The organism is Propionivibrio dicarboxylicus (genome assembly GCF_900099695.1).
Lineage (GTDB): Bacteria > Pseudomonadota > Gammaproteobacteria > Burkholderiales > Rhodocyclaceae > Propionivibrio > Propionivibrio dicarboxylicus.
The window spans coordinates 15,250-38,458 of sequence record NZ_FNCY01000015.1 but is presented as its reverse complement, the minus strand read 5'-3'; the positions used below and the strand labels follow the sequence as shown (position 1 = coordinate 38,458).

Here is a 23,209-nt window from a genome sequence, read left to right as displayed (position 1 = left end):
GCACCGGCATCCCGGGGAATGAAGGAGGTGAGCGCATGAACGATGGAATCGCCTTGAAGCGCCTGCTGCCGTGCCTGGCCGCCGCCGTGCTGCTGGCCGCCTGCGCGGTCGGTCCGGCGCGCAAGGACGCGGCCGCGCCGGCGTCGGATGTGCGTGCTTCCGGTGTTGCGGCAGAGGCGGCCGCGATCCTCGCGCCGACCGGCCGTCTGCGTGTCGCGCTCTATCCCGGCACACCGACCTCGATCCTGCCCGGCGCCAACGGCAGTGAGGCGCGTGGCGTCGGCCATGATCTCGGCCGGGCGTTGGCGGCGCGGTTGGGGGTCGCCTTCGAGCCGGTCGTCCATGCCAAGAATGCCGATGTGCTGGCGGCGGTGAAATCGGGTGCGGCCGATGTCGCGTTCACCAACGCTTCGCCGGCGCGGGCGAAGGAAATGGATTTCTCGCCGCCGTATCTCGATATTGAATTGGGGTATCTCGTCGCGCCGGGTGTCGCGATTGCCGATATTGCCGGCATCGACCGGCCGGGCGTGCGCGTTGCCGTGACCGCCGGCAGCACCTCGGACGGCGTGCTCTCGCGCGACCTCAAGGCGGCGACGGTGCTGCGGGCGACGACGGTCGGCGAGGGCATTCGCCTGCTTGCCAGCGGCGCTGCCGAAGCCTATGCCACCAACAAGTCGACGCTGTTCGAGATGGCCGATACCTTGCCCGGCGGGCGGGTGCTGGCCGGCAACTGGGGTCTCGAACGCCATGCCATCGCGATTCCCAAGGGGCGCGAGGCAGGACTGCCGTTCCTGCGCGATTTTGTCGATCAGGCCAAACGCGGGGGAACGGTCGCCACGGCAATATCCCGTGCCGGGCTGCGCGGCGCCGTGGTGCCGTGAGGAGCAGGGCGATGGCATCTCCATTTCAGCAGAGTTTCAAGCGGCACTGGGCCGCGAACACGATCAATAACGTCATGAAAGGGTCGAAATCATGAGCATCATGCGGTGGTGTCTTTCCGTTGCGGCGGCGCTGTGTCTGGCTTCGGCCGCGCAGGCGCAGAACTATCCGAGCAAGCCGATTCGCGTTTATGTCGGTTATACGCCAGGCGGTGCCGTCGACGTCGTCGCGCGCACGGTCGGGCAGAAGATCTCGACAGCGCTCGGGCAACCGGTCGTCGTCGAGAACAAGCCCGGCGCCGGCACCAACATCGCCGTGCGGGCGATGATCGACAGTCCGCCCGACGGCTATACGCTGATGGTGACGGCCAACGCGCTCGCCGCCAATCCGACGCTGTTCCAGCCGTCACCTTTCGATCCCGAACGCGAGGTAGCGCCGATTTCGCTGATCGGCCGCGTGCCCGTCGTGATCGCCGCCAACGCCAACGCCGGCATCGGTTCGCTCAAGGACCTGATGGCGGCGGCCAAGGCCAAGCCGGGTGCGCTCAGCTACGCGACGCCGGGCAACGGCTCGACGCCGCATCTTGCCGTCGAACTCTTCATGCGCGCGGCCGGCATATCGCTGCTGCATATCCCGTATCGCGGCGGCGCGCAGGCGATCATCGACGTGCTCGGCGGACAGTTGCCGCTGGTCGCCGTCAATGCGCTGGAAGTGCTGCCGCACGTCAAGGCCGGCAAGCTGCGCGTGCTGGCGGTGATGAGCGACAAGCGCACGACGATCTTCCCCGATGCGCCGACGATCGCCGAGTCGGGCTTCCCCGGCTTCGAGGCTTCGGTCTGGTACGGCTTCATCGCGCCGGCGGCGACGCCAAAGCCGATCATCGAGAAGCTGCATGGCGAGATCCAGAAGGCGCTGAAGTCGCCGGAAGTGCTGGAGCGCATGGCGGCGGTCGGCGGCGAGGTGACGCCGGGCTCGACGCAGCAGTTCAAGGAGCTGATTCACAACGAGCGCGTCCGCTACGAGAAACTGATCCGCGAGGCGCAGATCAAGGCCGAATAGTCTTTCTGTCATCCGGTCGCTGACGCCCGCCGAACGCGGGCGATGGCCGGGGTTTTTCCTGATTTTCGAGAGAAGGTGAGTTGATGAGTTTCGAGAAAACGCCGGGCTGGCTGGATTGGTTCGCCAATCCGTCGATCCCGCAGTTCCGTCTGCCGGCGGGGGCCGTCGATGCCCATTGTCATGTCTTCGGTCCCGGCGAGCGCTTCCCGTTTGCGCCCGAGCGCAAATACACGCCCTGCGATGCCTCGCGCGAGCAGTTGTTTGCGCTGCGCGACCGCCTCGGCTTTGCCCGCAACGTCGTCGTCCAGGCGACTTGCCACGGTGCCGACAACCGCGCCCTCGTCGATGCGCTCGTTCATTCCAATGGCATGGCGCGCGGCGTCGCCACGGTGCGGCGCGACATCAGCGATGCCGATCTGCAGGCGCTTCACCAGGCCGGTGTGCGCGGCGTCCGCTTCAACTTCGTCAAGCGTCTCGTCGACTTTACGCCGAAGGACGAACTGCTCGAGATCGCCGGCCGTATCGCGCCACTCGGCTGGCATGTCGTCGTCTATTTCGAGGCGGCCGATCTACCGGAATTGCGCGACTTCTTTACCGCGTTGCCGACGACGGTCGTCGTCGATCACATGGGCCGGCCCGACGTGACGAAACCCGTCGACGGTCCCGAGTTCGAGGGCTTCGTCCGCCTGATGCGCGAGCACACCAACATCTGGTCGAAGGTGACCTGCCCGGAACGCCTCAGCGTTACCGGCCCACGCGCCCTCAATGGCGAGCGCGCCGCTTACCGCGACGTCGTGCCCTTCGCCCGTCGTCTCGTCGAGGAATTCCCCGAGCGCGTGCTCTGGGGGACCGACTGGCCGCATCCGAATCTCAAGGACCACATGCCGGACGACGGCCTGCTGGTCGACTTCATTCCGCAGATCGCGCCGACGCCGGACCTGCAGCAGAAGCTGCTGGTCGGGAATCCGATGCGTTTGTACTGGCCGGAAGAAGTCTGAACCGTCGATCTTCATACCATTTCAATACAGGGGAGCAAGCAATGAGCAGCGATGGCATCGTCGTGGAAAGTCAGGGAGCGCCGGCGGTCGTCAGGCGTTCGGGTGGGGCCGGCGCCGGCAAGGTGAAGAAGCCGTGGTATCGGCAACTGTGGTTCTATGTCATCGTCGCAATGGTCGTCGGTGTTGTCGTCGGCCACTGGTTCCCGGAATTCGGCACGAAGATGCAGCCTTTCGGCGATGCCTTCATCAAGGGCATCCGCATGCTGATCGCGCCGATCATCTTCTGCACCGTCATTCTCGGCATCGCCGGCATGGGCGACATGGCCAAGGTCGGACGCGTCGCGATCAAGGCGCTGATCTATTTCGAAGTCATGACGACGGTCGCGTTGATTCTCGGTATGGTCGCCGTCAACTATTGGCAACCGGGCGTCGGCATGAACGTCGATATGGCCTCGGTCGATACCGGCTCGGTCAAGCATTTCGTCACGCAGGCCAAGGACCAGGGCACGGTCCAGTTCCTCATGGCGATCATCCCGAACACCGTGTTCGGCGCGCTCTCGGAAGGGCATGTGCTGCAGGTGCTGTTCCTCGCCTGCATGTTCGGTTTCTCGCTCTCGGCGCTCGGCGATGCCGGCAAGCCGGTGATCCACCTGCTCGAACTGCTGGCCAAGACCCTGTTCGGCGCCGTCAACATCGTCATGATCGCCGCGCCGATCGGCGCTTTCGGCGCGATCGCCTTCACCGTCGGCAAATACGGCGCCGGCTCGCTGCTGACGCTCGGAAAGTTGCTCGGCTATTTCTACATCGTCTGCTTCATCTTCGTCTTCGTCGTCCTCGGCGCCGTGTCGAAGTACTGCGGTTTCAGCATCTTCAAGATCGTCCGCTACTTCCGCGAGGAGGTGCTGATCTGCCTGGCGACGACCTCGTCCGAAGTCGTGCTGCCGCGGATGCTGGAGAAGCTCGAAAAGCTCGGCTGCAAGAAGAGCGTCGTCGGCCTCGTCATCCCGACCGGGTATTCGTTCAACCTCGACGGCACCTGTCTCTATCTGGCTTTTGCCGCGATTTTCCTGGCGCAAGCGACCAACACGCCGCTCGATGTCATGCAGCAACTCGGTCTGCTCGCCGTGCTGCTGCTGACCTCGAAGGGCGCCGCCGGCGTCTCGGGCGCCGCCTTCGTCGTGCTTGCCGCGACCTTGTCGACGGTCAGCACGATCCCGGTGACCAGCGTCGCGCTGATCCTCGGCATCCACCGCCTGATGGCCGAAGGGCTGGTGCCGACCAACCTGATCGGCAACGCCGTCGCCACGCTCGTCGTCGCGCAGTGGGAGAACTCGCTCGACCGCGAGCAGTTCGCCGCCGAGATCGAACGCACGCCCGACTGAGGAGGCGTCACCGAAACGTCAAGGCGGGCGCTCGCTCGCCGGCCGTCCGCATCGCCGTCCTGCGCCTGCACGACGGCGATGTTTTTTTCCGGCGCCGGAGGCGTGTCAATGCCATAAGCATGATCTTGTATGGCACGATGACGAGCGTGTAGGATGTCGGGATTAAAGGGAGAAAATCATGTCCGAGAAAACGCTGCCGTGTGCGGATCACGGCGAATATTCCATGGTCGAGCACCTCGAACGCCAGGGCGTGTCGCGGCGCGAGTTCATGACCGCCTGTTCGGTGATGACGGCGACGATGACGCTGCCGGCGCTGCTGCGCAGTGGCGGTGCCGAGGCGGCTGAAACCGCCGCCGGCAAGGCGGCAGCCGGTGCTGCCGGTGCCGGCGAAACGACGGCCTGGAGTTCCTGTGTGGTGAACTGTGGCAGTCGCTGCCCGCTCAAGGTCGTCGTCAAGGACGGCCAGGTGATTCGCATCGAACCGGAGAATACCGGTGTCGATAGCTGCGGGACGCCGCATGTGCGTGCCTGCGTGCGCGGCCGTTCGATGCGCCTGCGGCTCTACAGCGAGGAGCGCCTGAAAACCCCGATGAAGCGCGTCGGCGCGCGCGGCGAGGGCAAGTTCGAACGCATCAGCTGGGACGAGGCTTTCGACACGATCGCCGCAGCGCTCAAGAAAACGATCGACCAGTACGGTAACGATGCGATCTATTACCAATACGGGTCGGGCACCTACCAGCTTGTCGCCGGTCGTGCCCCGAACTTCCGCCTGCTCAACCTGCTCGGTGGCTATCTCGACCAGTACGGCACCTATTCGAGCGCGCAGATCCGCGAGGCGATGCCCTACACCTACGGCAGCGGCGGCAACGGCAGCTACATGACCGAAGTGGCCAACGCCAAGCTCTATCTTTCCTTCGGCAACAGCCCGCTCAACACCCGTCAGTCGGGTGGTGGCAAGGGCTACGAGTGGCAGTGCGCCAAGGATGCCGGCGGCGTACGCACGATCCTCGTCGATCCGATGTATACCGATTCGATGCTCGGCAAGGAAGACGAATGGGTACCGATCCGTCCGGGTACCGACGCGGCGCTCTGCGAAGGCATCGCTTATGTGCTGATCACCGAGAACAAGGTCGACCAGGCCTTCCTCGACACCTACTGCGTCGGCTACGACGAGAAGACGCTGCCGGCCGGCGCGCCGCCGAAGAGCGACTACAAGAACTACATCCTCGGCCACGGCGCCGACAAGTTGGCCAAGACGCCGGCATGGGCGTCGCAGATCACCGGCGTGCCGGTGTCGACGATCGTGCGCCTGGCGCACCTGATCGGCGATACCAAGCCGCTGTTTGTCTCGCAGGGCTACGGCGTGCAACGCCAGGCCAACGGCGAACAGTCGGTGCGCGCCATCGCCATGCTGCCGATCCTGACCGGCAACATCGGTCTGCCCGGCACCAACACCGGCGCGCGCGAGGGCGACGTCGAACTCGGCGCCGTCGGGCTGCCGGTCGGCAAGAATTCGGTCAAGGCGGTGCTGCCCTTCTTCCTGTGGACCGACGCGATCGCGCGCGGCACCGAGATGACCGCCAAGCGCGACGGCATCCGCGGGGTCGATAAGCTCAAGGCGCCGATCAAGTTCATGTGGAACTACGCCGGCAACGTGCTGGCCAACCAGCATTCTGACCTGAACCGCACCGACGCGATCCTGCGCGACGAGAAGAAGTGCGAATTCGTGCTCGTCATCGAGAACCAGATGACGCCGTCGGCGCGTTATGCCGACATCCTGCTGCCCGACCTGATGGCGCAGGAGAATTTCGACTACGCCGCCGACGGTTATGCTTCCGGCACCGGCAGCTTCCTGGTCGCCTTGCAGCAGGCGGTCAAGCCGCGCTACGAGGAAAAGAGCTCGTACGAGATCTGTCGCGGCATCGCCAAGCGCTTCGGGTTGGAGGAGAAGTTCACCGAAGGCCGCACGCAGGAACAGTGGGTCGAGTGGTGCTACAACGAGACGCGCAAGAAGAACCCGGAACTGCCCGATTTCGCGCAGTTCCAGAAGCAGGGCATCGCCAAAATGTACGGCAAGGGCAAGGCCAACATCGCGCTCGAAGGCTTCCGCAAGGACCCGGTCAAGAACAAGCTCGGCACGCCCTCGGGCAAGATCGAGATCTATTCGGCGCGGCTCGCCAAGATTGCCGCCGAGTGGGAATTGCCGCCCGGCGACGTGATCTCGCCGCTGCCGCAATACGTGACGACCTGGGAGAGCCACCTCGACGCCAAGGCCGCCAAGTATCCGCTGCAGCTCTACGGCCTGCACGGCCACGGCCGCACGCATTCGACCTATCACAATGTCGCCTGGCTACGCGAACTGCATCCCGACGCGGTGCTGATCAATCCGGTCGATGCCGAGAAACGCAAGCTCAAGACCGGCGACGCGGTGCGCGTCTTCAACGATCGCGGCACCGTGCTGCTGCCGGCCCGGGTGACGCCGCGCATCATGCCCGGCGTCGTCGCCATTCCGCAGGGCGCCTGGTACAAGCCGAACGGCAAGGGCGTCGATGAAGGTGGCTGCATCAACACGCTGACCAGCCATCGCCCGTCGCCGTTGGCCAAGGCCAATCCCCAGCACACCAACCTGGTCGACGTCGCCAAGGCCTGAGAACGCACACGGAGAATATGCAAATGACACAGTTGGGATTTTTCGTCGACCTGTCCAAGTGCACGGGCTGCAAGACCTGCCAGGTCGCCTGCAAGGACAAGAACAACCTCGAAGTCGGGCGCAACTTCCGGCGCGTCAGCGAATACGCGGGCGGCAGCTGGAAGGAAGTCCACGGCGCCTGGCAGCAGGACGTCTTCGCCTATTACGTTTCGATCGCGTGCAATCACTGCGCCAAGCCGGCCTGCGTCGAGGTCTGTCCGAAGGGGGCGCTGGCCAAGCGCGCCGACAACGGCCTGGTGCTGATCGACCAGCAGAAATGCATCGGCTGCCGCGACTGCGAGGACGCCTGTCCGTACGATGCGCCGCAGTACAACCGGGCGATCCGCCGCATGACAAAGTGCGATGGCTGCATCGACCGGATCAGCGCCGGCGCGCAGCCGAGCTGCGTCGATGCCTGTCCGCAGCGGGCGATCGAGTTCGGCGACGTCGCCGAGCTGCGCCGCCAGCACGGCAGCCTGGCCGCCGTGGCGCCGCTCGCCGATGCCGCGACGACGCTGCCCTCGCTCGTCCTCAAGCCCTCGCGCAACAGCCGCCCGGTCGGCGACACGCGCGGCACGGTGTATCCGCCGAAGGCCGAGTAGGGTAGAAGAACCAAGGCCCCGACATCGCGGCGACACGCGTCGCGATGTCGGGCGCGGTTCAGAGCCTATTTCGGTAGGGATCGTGGGCCGCGCCGTTTCGTTGCGGGATGTAGCGCAAGGCGTGGGCGATGAAGTGGAGTTATTCTCCACGAATCGGCCACAACGTAGCGATACGCCCGCAACGAAACGGCCCTCCGGGTTGCCGATACGGGCGGCGTCTGCGGCGTTGCTCCGCTTGCGCATGGAACAACCATGCGCAGCGCCTCGCGCCTTGCATCCTTCCGCCCGTATCGACAACGCGACCCGCGAGCCCCGCCGAAATAGGCTCTTATGCCGCCGACACCGCGGCGGCGCCGGCGCGCGTGTCGACCGGCGCTTCCGCCGGTGGCTTCGGTTTCCGCTTCTTCGGCGGCATGACGATGCCGTCGCCTTCGAGCACCTTGATGCCGTTCTGATTGACGCCCGCGCAGCTGAACGTCATGCGATTGCGCGCGCGGTCGAGTTCGACGGCGGCGACGACCATTTCGATCGTGTCGCCGATGAACACCGGCGCGAGAAAACGCACGTTTTGCGACACGAAGATGGTCCCCGGTCCCGGAAACTGGGTGCCGAGGATGTTCGAGACGAGACTCAGCGTCAGCATGCCGTGGGCGATGCGATGCTTGAAGAAGGTGTCGGCGGCATAGGCTTCGTTGATATGGGCCGGATTGAAGTCGCAAGTGACCGACGCGAACTGATAAACGTCATATTCGGAGATCGTCTTGGCGAAGTAGGCTTTGTCGCCGACCTCGATCTCGTCGATGCCTTTGCCGAGGATGTTTTGAAAGCTCATGGTAGCTCCTTAGGCGGGTGCGAGCGCTGTCGGCGGCGTGACGACGCAGCTGCCCCGCATCACTGTCTCGCCGCGTTGATTGACGGCCCAGGTTTCGAAGGTCGCCGTATTGCCGGCGAGATCGGTTGCGCTGACGCGGACGCCGATCTCGACGGTGTCGTCGAGGAATACCGGGGCGGTGAAGCGCACCTTGAAAGAACGCAACAAGGTACCGAAGCCCGGCAGTTTCATGCCGAGGATGTTGGTGACGAAACTTGCCGTCAGCATGCCGTGGGCGACGCGCTGGCCGTAGCGGCTGCCGCGCGCGAATTCGCCGTTGATCGGCAACTGGTTGAGGTCGCCGGTGATGCCGGCGAACAGCATCATGTCGGTCTCGGTCATCGTCTTGGCGAAATAGGCTTCTTCGCCGACCCGGATCTCGGCGACGGTCTTGCCGATATGGGCGTCCATCATGGTCTCCCCTTCGCGCAGGCCGGCGGAATCGCCTCGGATTCGCCGCGGGCGACGACCTCGCCCTGCTGGTTGGTGCAGGCGATGTCGAGCCGGACGCGTTGCGCCTTGCCATCGACGCCGCTGACTTCGACGTGACAGGTGACGGTATCGCCGATGAATACCGGCTGGAGGAATTCCATCTCCTGCGCGACGTGCACCGTGCCGTTGCCGGGCAACTGCGTGCCGAGAATCTTCGACACCATGCTGGCGACCAGCATGGAGGGAACGACGCGCTTGCCGAGTCCGATCGACGCGCAGAACTCCTTGTTGACATGGATGGGGTTGAAATTGCCGATGATGCCCGAGAACTGATAGGCATCGGCCTCGGTCAGCGTCTTGCCGAACGAGGCGGTGTCGCCGACCTTGATCTGGTTGATCGTCAAGCCGAGCTGAACTTCGCCGCAGTGTGTGGCGGGGTCAAACATGATTGCCTCCGACGTGGATGCTCCGTGCCAACGGGCTGCCGATGCGAACGCGACAGGACGGATGGGTGGAGACCCGGGAAGGTCTCCACCTCATCAGCGGCCCGCGGAGAGATAGGGTTTGAGTCGCTGGATAAGAGTCAGATGCCGACCTGGCTCAGTCCGTTATCGACGTAATAGGTGTAGCCGGACAGGAAGCGCGCTTCGTCGCTGACGAGGAAAGCGCACAAGTTGCCGACGTCATCCTGATTGACCTCGTCGTAGTGCGGGATCTTGGCGCTGGCGGCCTCGACCAGATCGTCGAAACTCTTGATGCCGCTGGCGGCGCGGGTGCGCAGCGGTCCCGGCGAGATGCAGACGGCACGGATGCGCTTTTCCGCGAGTTCGTGACCGAGATAGCGGGTGACGCTCTCCAGCGCGGCCTTTACCGGTCCCATCATGTTGTAGTTCGGGATGACCTTCTCGGCGCCGTAGTACGACAGTGTCACCAGGGCGCCGCCGTCGGTCATCAGCGGTTCGGCGAGCTTGGCCATGCGGATGAAGGAATGGCAGGAGACGTCCATGGCCATCTTGAAGCCTTCGGCGGAGCAGTCGACGATGCGGCCGTGCAGGTCCGCCAGCGGCGAAAAGGCGATGGAATGGACGACGAAATCGAGTTTGCCCCACTTGGCCGTGACCGCCTCGAAGACCTTTTCGAGCTGGCCGTCGACCATGACGTTGCAGGGCAGGATCAGTTCGGCGCCGAGGCCTTCGGCGAGCGGGCGGACGAAGGGCTCGGCCTTGTCGTTGAGATAGGTGGCGGCGATGGTGGCGCCGGCGCCGACGACCTTCCGGGCGATGCCATAGGCGATGCTGTCCTGGTTGGCGATGCCGACGATCAATCCTTTCTTGCCGGCGAGATTGGCGAGTGCGTTCATGCGAGTAACCCCTTGCGGTAATGAAAAAAACCCGTATCCGGCGAACGGGTCGGCCATTGCCCGGCGACTGGCCGTCCGCGGAGAAATTCTTTCCTGCGCCTTGCTGTCATCGATGCGGCAACGCACCCGTTTGGCATCGGCTTGCCGACGTCGGCGGGAAGTCCGCGCTTGCCGGCGGCATCTCGACCCGACGTTCGGGAGAAGCTTTGCCGCGATTGCCATAGGTGCACAAAAACAAGTATGCTCGAAGCAAAATGCCATGAAAATCCGAAATTTTGCAGTGTTGTTGTGCAAATTTGCACAAGGGGTGCGCAATGAGTGACAGCCCGGAGTGGGGCGATCTGCGGTACTTCCTGGAACTCGCCCGTACGGGCAAGCTCTCGGCGACGGCGAAAAAGCTCGGCGTCGAGCATACGACGGTGTCACGGCGTATCGCCCGCCTCGAGCATGAGATGGATACCTCGCTGTTCCTGCGAACGCGAAAGGGCTATGCACTGAGCCAGGCCGGCGAGGCGCTCGTGCCCTATGCCGAATCAATGGAAAGCGCGATGCTCACGGCGTTGTCCGAGGCGTCCGGACGGGATGCCGGGGCGAGCGGCACCGTCCGCATCGGTACGCCGGAAGCCTATGGTCTTTGCATCCTGCCGCGTTTTCTCGACCGCTTGTACGCGGCGCATCCGCGCTTGATCGTCGAGCTTCTTCCCTTGCCGCATTTTCCGAGCCTGGCGGCGCGGGAGGTCGATATTCTGGTGACGCTGGCGCCGCCCCGGACCGGGCGTTACGTCGTCTCGCGCCTTACCGATCTCGAATACCAGTTGCATGCCTCGGCCGAGTACCTGGCCGCGCATCCGCCAATCCGGGGGCTCGGCGACCTGGCCGGGCATGACTTCGTCGATTACGTTCAGGATCAATTGATGAACGAAGGGCTGCGCTATCTGGAGCAGTTGACGCCGCGTCCGCGCCGTCGTTTCACCAGCACCAGCATGCTGGCGCAGCGCGATGCCATTGCCGCCGGGCTGGGTCTGGGGATGCTCATTCCCTATGTCGTCGACAACCGGCCGAACCTGATTCCGGTCCTGCCCGGCGAGGGCAAGGTGACCCTGACCTTGTGGATCGCGGCGCCGACCGAACTCTTCAAGCTGCGCCGCGTACGCGCCGCCTGGGATTTCATCCGGGAAATGACGGAAAGCGATCCGACGCAGTTCCATTACCCGTTCTGAATCGGCGGCAGGCCAGGTGGCTGCCGCGTCAATGCCTGAAACGGTGTCTCAGAACTGTCCCGTGCGCAGCAGCACCAGCGTGCAGGCTTCGATCGGTTCGATGCCGGCGGCGCGCAGGCGCTCGTATTCGCCGGGATTCTCGGTGCCCGGATTGAAGATGACGCGGCGTGGCGCCTTGCCGATGATCTGCTCGAAAAGCCCCTCCTGCCGCTGCGGACCGACGTAGAGCGTGACCGTATCGACCGGGCCGGGTACCGCCGCGACCGAGGCGTAGACCGTGCGGCCCAGGATCTCGGCATCCTTCGGCGCGACCGGGATCGGCGTATGCCCGTAGTCGCTCAGCATCTTCATGGCCTTGTTGGAATAGCGCTCCTCGTTGCTGCTGGCGCCGACGACGATGACATTTTCCATGAGCTGTTCCTCGCGTTGCGCGGGCGCCGTCGGCGTCCGCCGGGGCCTTTCCGCGACCGTGTCGGGAAAGGCGACGAGTTTGAATATTAGCATAGGCCACTAATGTGGCGCCGGGGCGGCAGGCCTGCTGGTGAGGCATCTTGTCGCTCTTTTTCGTATCGACACCACCCGCCAAAAAACATTTACAATCAAAACAATTTATTTCTTTGCGGAGTCGCCTGTCGTGGGGTGTTCAGCGTGAAAAAGCCATCGGCCGCGCCGGAGCGGACGCTTGAGGTGCTGCAGCAGTTCCGTCTGATCTTCGGAGCGATGCGGCAGCATTTCCGCGAGGTCGAGGCGCGCTGCGGCTTGCCCGGCGCGCAGATGTGGGTGCTGCAGGAAGTGCAGCGCCAACCCGGTATCGGCGTCAGCGAACTCGCCGGATTGATGGGGATTCACCAGTCCACCTGCAGCCTGATGGTCGATCGGCTCGTCGCGCTCGGCTGTCTCGAGCGCAAGGCCATGCACCGCGATCGGCGGCGCGTCGGACTGTGCCTGGCGGCGCAGGGCGAGGCGGCAATCGAGGCACTGCCCGGACCGGCCGAAGGGGTGCTGCCGGCAGCCTTGTCATCGCTGCCCGAGGTGGCACTGAAAACATTGCAAATCAATCTTGATGAATTGATCCGTCATATTCCCGGCAAGAACGAGGCCTTTGCCCGCACGCCGCTGGCCGAGATCGTTCAGTCGGACATGAAAGGATGAAGCGCTTGCGTGGGGTGTTCGTTCGTTGTTGTCTGTGTGTCGGGTTGGCCGTGTCGTGGCCGGTGCAGGGAATAGCGCTGAGTGCTGCGCAGGAGGCCGGGAGCGCGCCGTCGGCAGCGCGTACCGACGTGTCCGCCAGCGATTCGGGCGCTTCGGCATCGGCGCCGGTCAAACTGATCCCGTCCTTGCAGTTGTCGCCGCCCTCCGGTAACGATGCGGCGCAGAGCATTTTCTTTCCGCCCGATGTGACGATGCTCGGCGACGAGGAGGTCGACAAGCTGCGCGCCTGCGCCGACGTGCTCAAGCAGTCGCCGCGCCGGAGCATCCTGCTGGTCGCCTATTCCGACGACCTCGGTAGTCGCAGCTACAACATCGCCATCGCCGAGCAGCGCCTCGCGGCGGTCAGCGCGGCGCTGCGCTCGCTCGGTGTCGAGCGCGGCCAGATCCGCCGTCACCGCAGCAACAGCGTCAAGATCGCCAGCTTCGTCTGCAGCAACGAAGCCTGTCGCCAGCGGCTGCGTCGCGTGGATTTTTCATGCAAGGCATGAAGGATATGCCGAATGGCTACAAGGGCGAGCCGGTCGGGATCGTTGTCCTGATCATTCTCGCCTGCGCCTTGCCGTTCATCATCAGCGCCTGGCACCAGGAAAGCGGCCACGGGGTGCTGGTCGCCGCGTTCGGCAACGGCGCGCGCGTCGTGCGCTTCGTCGCCAAGGTCGCCTTGCCCGAGCGCGACAATGCCTTCCGCTTTGTTTACGACCTCAAGCGCGGCGAGCAGGCCTGCACGCTGACCGGCGAACTCGATATCAAGGAATTGCCCGATCCGGATGCGTGCGCCGGTACCCGCGGTCACGGCAGCATCGTCTGCGCCGGTGGCCGGCCGATGAAGCTGCAATGGTCGATGGACAGTTGCCAGAGCGGTTCGGGCCGGTCGATGGGAAAAGGCAATGCCAAGTTTTATTTCGCCTATGCTCGTAACCAGGAGAGCGCATTCGACGCGCTCGACCGGGTCATGGCGCGAGAGCGCTGAAACTGGCGGGCGGGGCGGTCTTTCATAGCGAGGTGATTCATGATCAAGAGCATGTTCGAGCACACTCCCATTCTGATCGGGCTGGTTGGCGTGGTCGGTTCGTTGTACGCCTGCGCTTTCCGGCGTGTCCGGCGCGAGCGTCGCGAGAAAATGCAGGCGGACCGGCTGGGAAATCGACCGGAACAGCCGCGGATGCAGGGTTCGCCGGCGGGGCGCGACAGCGATCATTTCAGCCCGCCAGCCCGGGGGAAGTAATGCGAACTGCATGCTTTGGCCTGCTCTGGAGCGCGCTCGGCATCGGGCTTGGCATTGTCGCCGCGCTGTATGCGGTGGCGCCGCCAGTGAATCCTTTCCTGCTCGCTTCGCTGGGCGGCTCGGCGGTCTTCCTCTTCGGGCTGCCGACGGCGCAGGCGGCCCAGCCGCGCGCGCTTTTTCTCGGGCATCTCGGCACGGCGCTGATCGGCATCGCCTGCTATCAGACCTTCGGCGATGCGCTCTGGGTCTATGCACTGGCGCAGGCGCTGGCTCTGGTGTTCATGCGGGTGACCGGCTCGGTGCATCCACCCGCCGGAGCCAATCCGCTCATCATGATTCACAGCCATGCCGGCTACGCGGCCTTGTGGCAGCCAGTCCTCGTCGGCATCACGATGCTGGCGGCGATCGCCGCCGTGTGGAGCCGCCTGCGGCCCGGCGCGCAGCGCTATCCGGCCGCCTGGTTGGTGCGCTCGGAAGTGCGTCCCTCCTGATTCGCGGCGGCGGATGCCGGCGTCGTCTACGAGGCTTTTTCCTTTTCCGCGGGGACGGCGTTCTTGGCGTCCGTCGCCGGGACGCGTTCCCAGCCGCCGCCGAGCGCCTTGATCAGGAAGACCGTGGTGACGAGGCGCTGGCCGTTGATCTGCGCGACCTGGCGTTCGCTCGTCAGCAGCGCCTGTTGCGCGGCAATGACTTCGAAGTATGACGAGGCGCCGCCCTCGTAGCGCGCCGTCGTCATGTCGAGCACGTGCGCGGCGGTGCGGGCCGAGGCGCCGGCATGTTCGGCGGCGCGTTCGAGTGCGCTGAGACCGGTGATGCCGTCCTCGACTTCCTGCATCGCTGTCAGCACGACCTTGCGGTAGTTGGCGACGGTCGCCTGATAGCCGGCAAGCGCGGCCTTGGCATTGGCTTTGACGCGGCCGCCGTCGAAGACCGATTTGGCGATGGCGACGCCGAAAGACCAGATCAGGCTCGGTTCGTCGTAGAGCTTGCTCATCTGGTTGGCTTCGAAGCCACCGGTCGCGCTCAGGATGACGCTTGGGAAAAAGGCGGCGTTGGCGACGCCGATCTGCGCGTTGGCCGCAGCCATGGCGCGTTCGGCGACGGCAACGTCGGGACGGCGTTCGAGGATATCCGAGGGAATGCCGAGCGGTACCGCCGGCAGGCCGATGTCGCGGCGTTCGGGCGTCAGCGAGAACTGCGGCGCCGGCACGCCGATCAGCGTGGCGATGACGTGCTCGAACTGGCCGCGTTGGCGACGCAGCAATTCCTGCTGGACGCGGGTCGCCGAGAGCAGCGCTTTCTGCTGGGCGACGTCGAGACCGGTGGCGGCGCCCATGTCGTAACGCGCGGTGATGAGTTCGAGCGCGCGTTCCTGCAGGCCGATGGCGCGGCGCAGCACGTCGATCTCGGTGTCGATTTCGCGCAGGTTGAAGTAGGCGCTGGCGAGGTCGGCGGCGAGCAGCAGGCGCAGGTTTTCGAGGTCGGCCGCCGTTTGTTCGGCGGTGGCGCGCGCGCCTTCGATCGTCGCCTGCACGCGTCCGGCGAAGTCCACTTCGTAGCTCGCGTTCATCGACAGGATGTGGTCGTTCTGGATCGTCGCGAAGTTGGGCGACTTGTAGTTGGTGAGCGGTCGGTTGGCCGAGATTTCCTGGCGTGCCGGCCGCGCCAGCAGGCCGATCTGCGGGAACAGGCCGGCTTCGGACGCGGCCTGCAGCGAGCGCGCCTGCGCCAGGCGCGCATTGGCCTGTTCGAGCGTCGGGCTGTTGCGGCTGGCGCGATCCTGCAGATCGTCCAGGATGGCGTCGTCGAAGCGCCGCCACCATTGTCCCTTGGCCAGCGCGTCGCTGGGCGTGGCTTGTCGCCAGGGCGAATCGAGCGTCCAGGCGACCGGCAGGTCGAGCGTCGGCTTGACCTGCTCGGGGATCGTGTCGCAGCCGGCGAGTCCTGCGACGGCTGCAACGATCAGCCAGGCGAGCGCGCGCGGCGACGGTCTCACGGCTGCTCCTTGTCGGCGACGAGCGTCACCACCTGTCCGTCGGCCAGCCAGTCGGGCGGGTTGAGGATCAGGCGGTCCTTGGCGCTGATGCCGTCGAGGACTTCGAAGTCGGCGCCGTAATTGCGTCCGATCGTGACGCGGCGCAGGCTGACCACGCCTTTGTCATCGACGCTGGCGACCAGCGTGCCTTCGCCGCGAATCAGCAGCGTGTTGGTCGGCGCCGTCAGTGCGCGGTTGTCGGCGAGTGGCAGGCCGACCTGGACGTAGGCGCCGGGCAGCAGCAGGCCGTCGGGATTGGGCAGCGAGACTTCGACCTGCATCGTCCGTGTCGCTGTGTCGATCGATGCGGCGGTGCGCGCGATCTTGCCGGTGAAGCGCTGGCCGGCGAGTTCGGACTGCGTCACGCTGACCTTCAGGCCGGTCTTGACGAGGTGCGCGTAGGCCTGCGGCACGCTGACATAGACGCGCAACGGGTCGGTCTGCGAGAGGGCGAAGAGGACGCGGGAGCTGTCGATCAGGTCGCCGACGTCGACGTTCCGCCGCGTGATGACACCGGCAAACGGCGCGACGACGCGTTTGAATTCCTCAAGCTGGCGCAGCCGTTGCATGTTGGCTTCGGCGGCAGCCAGGTTGGCTTGCGACTGGGCGGCGGCGCTGCGCTTTTCCTCGAGGTCCTGTTGCGAGACGACATCCTTGCGGCGCAGTCCTTCCCAGCGTTCGGCGGTGCTTCTGGCAAGCGCCAGGTTGGCGGCGGCCTGGTCGCGCGCAGCGATCGCCTGGCTCAGTTGCTGATCGATTTCCGGGGCGGCGATCTCGGCCAGGAGTTCGCCTTTCTCGACGCGGCTGCCGATGTCCTTGGTCCAGCGCTTGACGTAGCCGGCGGCGCGCGCCGCGACCGGCGATTGCACATAGCCCTGCAGCGTCGCCGGCAGCGTCAGGACGCGCTCGGCGCCGCCCATGCGCGCCTGCGTCGCGCGCAGGTAGATCTTCGACTGCTCGGCCGTACGCTTTTCGAGCACCTGCGCGTTGGCGACGCGGCTGAACACCGTGCGGCCGGCGCCGAGCGCCAGCACGACCAGCAGCACGATGCCGGCGCGCTGGGTGTAGCGCATCACCTGTTGGCGTTTGACGAGGTTCGCGTGGTCTTCGTCGCTGCCGGTATCGATCGGGTGCAGATCAAGTTCCGAATGGCGTTGCTCGGTCATGGTTCAGTGCTCCTGCGGCGCCGGGATGGCCGGGGATGGTGTTCTGGCGGCACGGCGCAGCGCCAGGCGTTGGTGGATGCCCGCGAAGACGGCGGGAACGAAGAAGAGCGTCGAGACGGTGGCGAAGATCAGGCCGCCGATGACGGCGCGGCCGAGCGGGGCGTTCTGTTCGCCGCCTTCGCCGAGTCCGAGCGCCATCGGGATCATGCCGATGATCATCGCCAGCGCCGTCATCAGCACCGGCCGGATACGCGTCGCGCCGGCTTCGAGCGCGGCGGCCAGCGGCGGCACGCCGACTTCGCGGCGCTGACGCGCGAAGGAAATGAGCAGGATGCTGTTGGCGGTCGCCACGCCCATGGTCATGATCGCGCCGGTCAGCGCCGGCACGCTCAGCGTCGTGCCGGTGATGAAGAGCATCCAGGCGATGCCGGCCAGCGCCGCCGGCAGCGCGGCGATGACGACGAGCGCGTCGATCCAGGACTGGAAGTTCACAACGATGAGCAGATAGACGAGGACGATCGCCATGGCGAGGCCGACGCCGAGGCCGATGAAGGACGACTGCATCGTTTCGACCTGGCCGCGCAGCACGATCTGGCTGCCGCGCGGCAGCTTCGGCCGGATCTCCTCGACGAGTTCGCGGACGCGGGTGGCGACCGAGGCGAGGTCGGTGCCCTGGACGCCGACGAAGATGTCGACGGCCGGCATGATGTTGTAGCGCGAGACGACCGACATCATGCGCGCCGGCACCGCGTCGACGAGGTTGCCGAGCAGCTGGTTGCCGCCGGCCGCCGGCGTCAGCGCCGAGCCGGTGCCGACCGGCATGTTGAGCAGGGCGTTGAGCGAATCGACCGAGTACTGCGGCGCCTGCACGGCGACGCTATAGACGACGCCGTTCTTGGGATTGAGCCAGAAGGCCGGCGCGGTCTGCGAGCTGCCCGAGAGCGAGATCAACACGTTCTGGCCGACGTTGGCCGCCGACAGGCCGACTTGCTGCAGGCGCGTGCGGTCCATCTTGAGGGCCACCGCCGGCGCGTCGAGACGCTGGTGAATGTGGGCGTCGACGGCGCCGGGGATCTTCTTGATCGCCTCGGTCAGTTCGGCCGCCAGGCGGGCGTTGCCGGCCATGTCGGGGCCGGAGAACTGGACGTCGATCGCCGCCGGCAGGCCGAAGTTGAGGATCTGCGTGACGATGTCGGCCGGCTGGAAGAAGAATTCGACGCCGGGGAAGCGGCGCGGCAGCTCGGCGCGCAGCGTCGTGACGAAGTCCTCGGTCGGCGCATGGTCCTCATGCAGCGAGAGCAGGATCTCGCCGTCGAGCGTGCCGATCGTGCCGGCGTTGCTGTAGGAGAGGTTGATGCCGCTGTTGGGCACGCCGAGGTTGTCGAGGATGGTTTCGAGCTGGTCGGCCGGGATGACTTCGCGGATGACGCCTTCGATGGCGTCGGCAAGGCGCGCGGTTTCCTCGATGCGCGTGCCGGTCGGGGCGCGGAAGTGCAGGCGGATCTGGCCGGCATCGACGCTCGGGAAGAAGTCGCGGCCGAGCACCGGGTAGAGCAGGCAGGAGAGCAGGCAGAAGCCCATGAAAGCGAAGGAGAAGTTGCGCCGGTGCGCCAGCATCACCGACAGGACCAGCGCATAGGCGCGGCGGACGCGCTCGAAACCGCTGTCGAAGGCGCGGTAGAGGCGTTGCAGCAGGCTGGTGCCGCTGCTCGGCTGCAGGTTGCCCATCATCAGCATGACCAGCGTCGGCACCAGCGTGCGCGACAGGATGTAGGACGCGATCATGGCCAGCGCGACGGCTTCGGCGAGCGGCACGAAGAGGAAGCGCGAGACGCCGGTGAGGAAGAACATCGGCACGAAGACGATGCAGATGCACAGCGTCGACACGAAGTTGGCGACGCCGATCTCGCCGGCGCCGGCCTCGATCGCCTCGATGATCGGCTTGTTCATGTGGATATGGCGCTCGACGTTCTCGATGGTGACGATGGCCTGGTCGACGAGGATGCCGACCGAGAGCGCGAGGCCCCCCAATGTCATCAGGTTGAGCGTCTCGCCGAGCATCTTGAGGACGAGGATCGAGGCCAGGATCGAGAGCGGGATGGTGATGGCGATGATCAGCGTGCTGCGCCAGTTGCCGAGGAAGAGCAGGACCATGGCCGCGGTCAGCGCGGCGGCGATGAGCGCCTCGATGACGACGCCCTTGATCGCCGCCTTGACGAAGACCGACTGGTCGAAGAGCGGCGAGACCTTGACGTCCTGCGGCAGGATCTGGGTGACGCGCGGCAGCAGCGCCTTCAGGTTGCCGACGATGTCGAGCGTCGAGGCGCCGCCGTTCTTGAGGATCGAGAGCAGGACGCCGCGGTTGCCGTCCTGGCGCACGATGTTGGTCTGCGGCGCGAAGCCCTGGCGGACCTGGGCGACGTCGCGCAGGTAGGTGGTGGTTGCGCCGGCGGTGCGGATCGGCAGGTCGTTGAGTTCGTTGGCGACCTCGGGCGAGCCGTTCATGCGCACGACGTATTCGGTGCTGCCGAACTTGGCCGTGCCGGAGGGCAGGATCAGGTTCTGCAGGTTGACGGCGTTGACCACGTCGGCCGGCGACAGTCCGCGCGCCTGCAGCGCCGTCAGGTCGAGGTCGACCGAGATCAGCGGGTTCTTGCCGCCATAGGGAAAGGGGATGGCGGCGCCGGGAATGGTGATCAGCTGCGGCCGCAACTGGTTGATGGCCGCGTCGAAGACGGCCTGCTCGGGCAGCGTCGGGCTGGAAAGACCCAACTGGAGCACCGGGATGCTCGACGCCGAATACTTGATGACGAGTGGCGGCGTGATGCCGGGCGGCAGTTGCCGCACCTGCGTCTGCATGGCTGCGACGACCTGGGCGATGGCCGTCTGGATATTGGCGTTCGGCTGGAAGAAGACCTTGATGACGGTGATGCTGGCCAGCGACTGCGACTCGATGTGCTCGATGTCGCTGACCGTCGTCGTCAGTCCGCGTTCGCTCTGTCCGGCGATGCGCTGGCCCATCTCCTGTGCCGGCAGGCCGTTGTAGTTCCAGATGATGCTGACGACCGGGATGTTGATCTCGGGAAAGATGTCGGTCGCCATGTTGAGCAGGGCGAATGGCGTCGCGAGAACGATCAACATCGCCATGACAATGAAGGTGTAGGGGCGACGCAGCGCGATCTGAACCAATGACACAGTGAAGCTCCGAACGAAGAAGCCGTTTCAATATTTACTGCGCTTGCCCTTGGGCTTTGCGCGGTGCCAGTTCCCTGCCGTAATGCGGTTGCGGTTTCATCCTCCGCGCCGTTTGCTGCGCTCGGCACTGTTTCGAGACAGCTTTTGAGGACCCCGCATCATAACGCTGCTGGCGCCGCGAAGTTGTTTCAGCGCGCGTCATCATCGGGCCGGGTATGGCTGAAATGCAACAGTACCCGGCGGCGGGGCGTCCGGAACGCCGGCGGAATTGCCGGATGTCTGTGCCGGACCGCTCTGCCGCCCCGAAATGCCTTGTAAATTGCAGGCGCCCGGTGCGGCGTGCGGGACAGCTTCACGACTGGACGGCGGTTTGCAATTTCTTGGCATGTTATGACTGGAAGATTATGACGTCCGGTGTATGTGCCTCGGGTATGGTGCCCGAATGGATTCGATGACAGCTGGTTCTTCGCCGGGAACGCCCTCGATGGGTCCGGTGCCTGCGTGACATGCAGTAGTGTGGCGCCGATGGCACTCCGGCGATCGCCGATGCGGCTGATACGGTGCTTGGATCGACGAGTTCGCCGCTGACCGCCCAGCCCGCTTCGCCAACGGCTTGTCCCAATACGACGGCTGCCGCGCTTGCGAGTCTCGGCTGTTCCGAACGGCAGATTTCCCTGGCCGTGAGCAACCAGGCCGTGGGCATTGGCCTTGCCGTATGCAGCGAAGCGGGCCGACTCTCGTTACCCGAGTCGATGTTGCTTGGAGGCGATTACACCGGTGGTATTCGTGGTTCGGCGCATTGGCCCGCGTGTCCCGGTTCCGTATCGGTGAGCGATCGGGTGGCAGATACCCGGAAAAAATACGCGATTGTGGTTTGATGTAGCGACAAATCAGTAACCTTGCACTAATATGAATTCTGCCTTGGTGGAAAACGATGCACATTCGCTTCCGCGTTTTGCATAACAATATGACTCAGGCAGGTTCTCGCCGGTGTTGATGAACCGGCGGAAGCAGGTGTTCTGTAGTACATGTAATAGTCCATAACAATAAAATTGATGTTTTTTTGGGGGTATCACACTCGACGTCAAATTCGACGAACACCCTGCGCCATTTTTATGGCATGGGGATTGTTACTTGTCGATGACATGACGCGAATGTGCTTATCACATACATGAAAATAATCTCCACGCGAAGTGGGGACATCCTCTGGGGGGGAAAATGAATATCGCACTCAAGCTGAAGCTCATGGCGGCTTTTTCGATGGCTACTCTGGCGATGATCGGACTGCTAGGGCGTTACGTCGCCCAGCAGAACGGGCAGGCGCTCGAGTACACCAACGGCAAGGCCTTGCCGGCCGTACAAACCATGTACCGGATCAAGTCGGCGCAGCAGGACGTCGGGCTGAGTCTCTACCGCCACCTCAACAGCACACAGAAGGAAGCGATGGCGGAACACGAGAAGGCCATCGAAGCCGCTGCGACGGAGTTGAAGGCTGGTCTCGAGGAGTATGGGAAGTATGTCCGTACGCCTAAAGGTCGGGAAATGCTCGAGGCGGAGAAGTCCGCCGCGGCCAAGTACCTGGGCTTCCTGCCGAGCGTGCTCGGCCTGTCGCGCAGTGGCGACAAGGCCAGCGCCTATGCCGAAACCAAAAACATGGCGGAACAGCGCAACATCCTTTCCAAACTCGTCAACGAACACATCGAACTCAATATCTCATTGACGGGTAGCCAGGCCAAGGAGGCCGAGGATACGTCGCGCCAGGGCAATATGCTGATGCTCGCGATTACCTTGGCCGGATCCATTGTGGTCGGTGCGGTCAGCCTGCTGGTGACCCGCGGCGTCAATCGTTCGTTGAATTCGGTACAGGTCGCGATCGCCCAAATCGAGGGTAATCTGGACTTCACAACGCGTGCCGAGGTGATCGGCAAGGACGAGATCGCTTCCGTCTCCGTCGCGCTCAACCGATTGGTGGACCGACTCCGAGCCAGCCTGTCGGTAATTTCGGAGAATACGCGGCGCGTTTCCGAGGCGTCGAACCACTTGGCTCAGGCTTCGACACAGGTCGCCGGCGCCTCCTCGCAACAAAGAGATTCTGCCGCCGATATGGCGGCGAGCGTCGAGCAGATGACGGTCAGCATTTCGCACGTCAGCGATCGTTCGGTTGAGGCGCATGCCTTGTCGACCGAATCAGGCACGTACGCTGCCGAGGGTGAAGCCGTCATTGCGCAAACGGTCGATAATATCAAGCAGATTGCCGCATCGGTCGATCAGGCGTCGCATCGCATCAGCGAGCTCGAAGCGAGCAGCGAGCAGATATCATCGATCGTGGCGGTCATCAGGGAGGTGGCCGAACAGACCAATCTCCTGGCGCTCAATGCAGCGATCGAGGCGGCGCGCGCTGGCGAGCAGGGACGTGGTTTTGCGGTGGTTGCCGACGAAGTGCGCAAGTTGGCAGAGCGGACTTCAACATCGACACGGGAAATTGCGGCAACGATAGATTCGATCCGGATGGTCTCCAGAGGGGCGTCGGCGAGTATGGAAGCCGCCGTTGCGATGGTCGCTTCGGGCGTCGCGCGCGCTGACGACGCGAGCGTTGCCGTGCGCCGGATCAGCGAAGCGAGCCGGAAGTCGGTCGCGATGGTCGAAGAAATTGCGGCGGCGATCCGGGAACAAAGCCAGACCAGCAACACGATCTCCAGCGGCGTCGAGAACATCGCGCACATGGCCGAAGAGTCCAGCGCGGCCGCCCAGAACAGCGCCGCATTGGCAATGAATCTCGACGAGGTCGCCGGCAAGGTCGAAGCGGTCGTCGCTGCCTATCGCCTGTAGATTTAGAGCCTATTTCGGTAGGGCTCGCGGCCCACGAGCCCTATCGAGATAGGCT

General features: G+C 64.6%; 21 protein-coding genes. 13 read left to right on the top strand and 8 right to left on the bottom strand.

The features are described 5' to 3' along the window. Positions 1–35 precede the first annotated feature (35 nt). The 6 genes from BLR25_RS15555 to BLR25_RS15530 all read left to right on the top strand — a co-directional run bounded on the left by BLR25_RS15555 (position 36) and on the right by BLR25_RS15530 (position 7,609). Positions 36–881: a transporter substrate-binding domain-containing protein gene (locus BLR25_RS15555; protein ID WP_091938817.1), complete on the top strand. Its 846-nt coding sequence runs from the start codon at positions 36–38 to the stop codon at positions 879–881. 91 nt (positions 882–972) lie between these two features. Then, positions 973–1,938, top strand: coding sequence for a tripartite tricarboxylate transporter substrate binding protein (locus tag BLR25_RS15550; RefSeq protein WP_091938816.1), 966 nt, complete (start codon positions 973–975; stop codon positions 1,936–1,938). A gap of 83 nt (positions 1,939–2,021) precedes the next feature. Next, positions 2,022–2,936, top strand: coding sequence for an amidohydrolase family protein (locus BLR25_RS15545; protein ID WP_091938815.1), 915 nt, complete (start codon positions 2,022–2,024; stop codon positions 2,934–2,936). A gap of 41 nt (positions 2,937–2,977) precedes the next feature. Next, positions 2,978–4,318, top strand: coding sequence for a C4-dicarboxylate transporter DctA (gene dctA, locus BLR25_RS15540; RefSeq protein ID WP_091938814.1), 1,341 nt, complete (start codon positions 2,978–2,980; stop codon positions 4,316–4,318). A 178-nt stretch (positions 4,319–4,496) separates the two neighbouring features. After that, entirely contained in the window at positions 4,497–6,968 is a 2,472-nt protein-coding gene (locus BLR25_RS15535; RefSeq protein ID WP_218122772.1) for a DMSO/selenate family reductase complex A subunit, read from the top strand. A 23-nt stretch (positions 6,969–6,991) separates the two neighbouring features. After that, positions 6,992–7,609: a DMSO/selenate family reductase complex B subunit gene (locus tag BLR25_RS15530; protein WP_091938878.1), complete on the top strand. Its 618-nt coding sequence runs from the start codon at positions 6,992–6,994 to the stop codon at positions 7,607–7,609. A gap of 328 nt (positions 7,610–7,937) precedes the next feature. Here the strand turns inward: BLR25_RS15530 and BLR25_RS15525 are convergent, their stop codons facing one another. The 4 genes from BLR25_RS15525 to fabI form a co-directional block, all read right to left on the bottom strand. Next, positions 7,938–8,441 carry a MaoC family dehydratase gene (locus BLR25_RS15525; RefSeq protein WP_218122771.1) on the bottom strand — a complete coding sequence of 168 codons (504 nt, stop codon included), beginning with the start codon at positions 8,439–8,441 and terminating at the stop codon, positions 7,938–7,940. A gap of 9 nt (positions 8,442–8,450) precedes the next feature. Then, entirely contained in the window at positions 8,451–8,894 is a 444-nt protein-coding gene (locus BLR25_RS15520; protein ID WP_218122770.1) for a MaoC family dehydratase, read from the bottom strand. Then, the gene (locus BLR25_RS15515; protein ID WP_091938812.1) at positions 8,891–9,358 is read right to left on the bottom strand and encodes a MaoC family dehydratase; all 468 of its coding nucleotides are present in this window, start codon (positions 9,356–9,358) and stop codon (positions 8,891–8,893) included. The genes BLR25_RS15520 and BLR25_RS15515 overlap by 4 nt, the downstream gene beginning before the upstream one ends. A 137-nt stretch (positions 9,359–9,495) precedes the next feature. Further along, a complete protein-coding gene (fabI, locus tag BLR25_RS15510; RefSeq protein ID WP_091938811.1) occupies positions 9,496–10,272 on the bottom strand; it encodes an enoyl-ACP reductase FabI in 777 nt (258 codons plus the stop codon). Positions 10,273–10,586: 314 nt separating this feature from the next. On the opposite strand from fabI, the gene BLR25_RS15505 reads away from it, so the two are divergent. Beyond that, positions 10,587–11,492: a LysR family transcriptional regulator gene (locus tag BLR25_RS15505; RefSeq protein ID WP_091938810.1), complete on the top strand. Its 906-nt coding sequence runs from the start codon at positions 10,587–10,589 to the stop codon at positions 11,490–11,492. 48 nt (positions 11,493–11,540) lie between these two features. Here the strand turns inward: BLR25_RS15505 and BLR25_RS15500 are convergent, their stop codons facing one another. Continuing rightward, complete coding sequence (locus BLR25_RS15500; protein WP_091938876.1) at positions 11,541–11,903, bottom strand: CoA-binding protein; 363 nt, start codon at positions 11,901–11,903, stop codon at positions 11,541–11,543. 237 nt (positions 11,904–12,140) lie between these two features. On the opposite strand from BLR25_RS15500, the gene BLR25_RS15495 reads away from it, so the two are divergent. The 5 genes from BLR25_RS15495 to BLR25_RS15475 are packed head-to-tail and all read left to right on the top strand — an operon-like array spanning position 12,141 to position 14,420. After that, positions 12,141–12,644, top strand: coding sequence for a MarR family winged helix-turn-helix transcriptional regulator (locus BLR25_RS15495; protein WP_245715586.1), 504 nt, complete (start codon positions 12,141–12,143; stop codon positions 12,642–12,644). After that, complete coding sequence (locus tag BLR25_RS15490; RefSeq protein ID WP_091938809.1) at positions 12,641–13,192, top strand: OmpA family protein; 552 nt, start codon at positions 12,641–12,643, stop codon at positions 13,190–13,192. The genes BLR25_RS15495 and BLR25_RS15490 overlap by 4 nt, the downstream gene beginning before the upstream one ends. After that, entirely contained in the window at positions 13,180–13,674 is a 495-nt protein-coding gene (locus BLR25_RS15485; protein WP_143009887.1) for a hypothetical protein, read from the top strand. Before BLR25_RS15490 ends, BLR25_RS15485 begins: the two co-directional genes overlap by 13 nt. A 39-nt stretch (positions 13,675–13,713) precedes the next feature. Further along, the gene (locus tag BLR25_RS15480; RefSeq protein ID WP_091938807.1) at positions 13,714–13,929 is read left to right on the top strand and encodes a hypothetical protein; all 216 of its coding nucleotides are present in this window, start codon (positions 13,714–13,716) and stop codon (positions 13,927–13,929) included. Continuing rightward, positions 13,929–14,420: an HPP family protein gene (locus tag BLR25_RS15475; protein WP_091938806.1), complete on the top strand. Its 492-nt coding sequence runs from the start codon at positions 13,929–13,931 to the stop codon at positions 14,418–14,420. The genes BLR25_RS15480 and BLR25_RS15475 overlap by 1 nt, the downstream gene beginning before the upstream one ends. A gap of 26 nt (positions 14,421–14,446) precedes the next feature. Here the strand turns inward: BLR25_RS15475 and BLR25_RS15470 are convergent, their stop codons facing one another. The 3 genes from BLR25_RS15470 to BLR25_RS15460 are packed head-to-tail and all read right to left on the bottom strand — an operon-like array spanning position 14,447 to position 20,325. After that, a complete protein-coding gene (locus tag BLR25_RS15470; RefSeq protein WP_091938805.1) occupies positions 14,447–15,925 on the bottom strand; it encodes an efflux transporter outer membrane subunit in 1,479 nt (492 codons plus the stop codon). Then, on the bottom strand, positions 15,922–17,130 hold the full coding sequence (locus tag BLR25_RS15465; RefSeq protein ID WP_091938804.1) for an efflux RND transporter periplasmic adaptor subunit: 1,209 nt from the start codon (positions 17,128–17,130) through the stop codon (positions 15,922–15,924). The genes BLR25_RS15470 and BLR25_RS15465 overlap by 4 nt, the downstream gene beginning before the upstream one ends. Before the next feature lie 3 nt (positions 17,131–17,133). Continuing rightward, complete coding sequence (locus BLR25_RS15460) at positions 17,134–20,325, bottom strand: efflux RND transporter permease subunit (protein WP_091938803.1); 3,192 nt, start codon at positions 20,323–20,325, stop codon at positions 17,134–17,136. A 1,218-nt stretch (positions 20,326–21,543) separates the two neighbouring features. Between BLR25_RS15460 and BLR25_RS15455 the strand changes: the two genes are divergently transcribed. Beyond that, positions 21,544–23,154: a methyl-accepting chemotaxis protein gene (locus tag BLR25_RS15455; protein ID WP_091938802.1), complete on the top strand. Its 1,611-nt coding sequence runs from the start codon at positions 21,544–21,546 to the stop codon at positions 23,152–23,154. Positions 23,155–23,209: the final 55 nt, after the last annotated feature.

Bases quoted from the DNA above. Each gene is read 5' to 3' on its own strand.
- BLR25_RS15545 (WP_091938815.1), top strand. From the start codon at position 2,022: ATGAGTTTCGAGAAAACGCCGGGCTGGCTGGATTGGTTCGCCAATCCG.
- BLR25_RS15535 (WP_218122772.1), top strand. From the start codon at position 4,497: ATGTCCGAGAAAACGCTGCCGTGTGCGGATCACGGCGAATATTCCATG.
- BLR25_RS15520 (WP_218122770.1), bottom strand. From the start codon at position 8,894: ATGATGGACGCCCATATCGGCAAGACCGTCGCCGAGATCCGGGTCGGC.
- BLR25_RS15490 (WP_091938809.1), top strand. From the start codon at position 12,641: ATGAAGCGCTTGCGTGGGGTGTTCGTTCGTTGTTGTCTGTGTGTCGGG.
- fabI (WP_091938811.1), bottom strand. From the start codon at position 10,272: ATGAACGCACTCGCCAATCTCGCCGGCAAGAAAGGATTGATCGTCGGC.
- BLR25_RS15530 (WP_091938878.1), top strand. From the start codon at position 6,992: ATGACACAGTTGGGATTTTTCGTCGACCTGTCCAAGTGCACGGGCTGC.
- BLR25_RS15485 (WP_143009887.1), top strand. From the start codon at position 13,180: ATGCAAGGCATGAAGGATATGCCGAATGGCTACAAGGGCGAGCCGGTC.
- dctA (WP_091938814.1), top strand. From the start codon at position 2,978: ATGAGCAGCGATGGCATCGTCGTGGAAAGTCAGGGAGCGCCGGCGGTC.
- BLR25_RS15515 (WP_091938812.1), bottom strand. From the start codon at position 9,358: ATGTTTGACCCCGCCACACACTGCGGCGAAGTTCAGCTCGGCTTGACG.
- BLR25_RS15480 (WP_091938807.1), top strand. From the start codon at position 13,714: ATGATCAAGAGCATGTTCGAGCACACTCCCATTCTGATCGGGCTGGTT.
- BLR25_RS15465 (WP_091938804.1), bottom strand. From the start codon at position 17,130: ATGACCGAGCAACGCCATTCGGAACTTGATCTGCACCCGATCGATACC.
- BLR25_RS15555 (WP_091938817.1), top strand. From the start codon at position 36: ATGAACGATGGAATCGCCTTGAAGCGCCTGCTGCCGTGCCTGGCCGCC.
- BLR25_RS15500 (WP_091938876.1), bottom strand. From the start codon at position 11,903: ATGGAAAATGTCATCGTCGTCGGCGCCAGCAGCAACGAGGAGCGCTAT.
- BLR25_RS15550 (WP_091938816.1), top strand. From the start codon at position 973: ATGAGCATCATGCGGTGGTGTCTTTCCGTTGCGGCGGCGCTGTGTCTG.
- BLR25_RS15455 (WP_091938802.1), top strand. From the start codon at position 21,544: ATGAATATCGCACTCAAGCTGAAGCTCATGGCGGCTTTTTCGATGGCT.
- BLR25_RS15505 (WP_091938810.1), top strand. From the start codon at position 10,587: ATGAGTGACAGCCCGGAGTGGGGCGATCTGCGGTACTTCCTGGAACTC.
- BLR25_RS15525 (WP_218122771.1), bottom strand. From the start codon at position 8,441: ATGAGCTTTCAAAACATCCTCGGCAAAGGCATCGACGAGATCGAGGTC.
- BLR25_RS15475 (WP_091938806.1), top strand. From the start codon at position 13,929: ATGCGAACTGCATGCTTTGGCCTGCTCTGGAGCGCGCTCGGCATCGGG.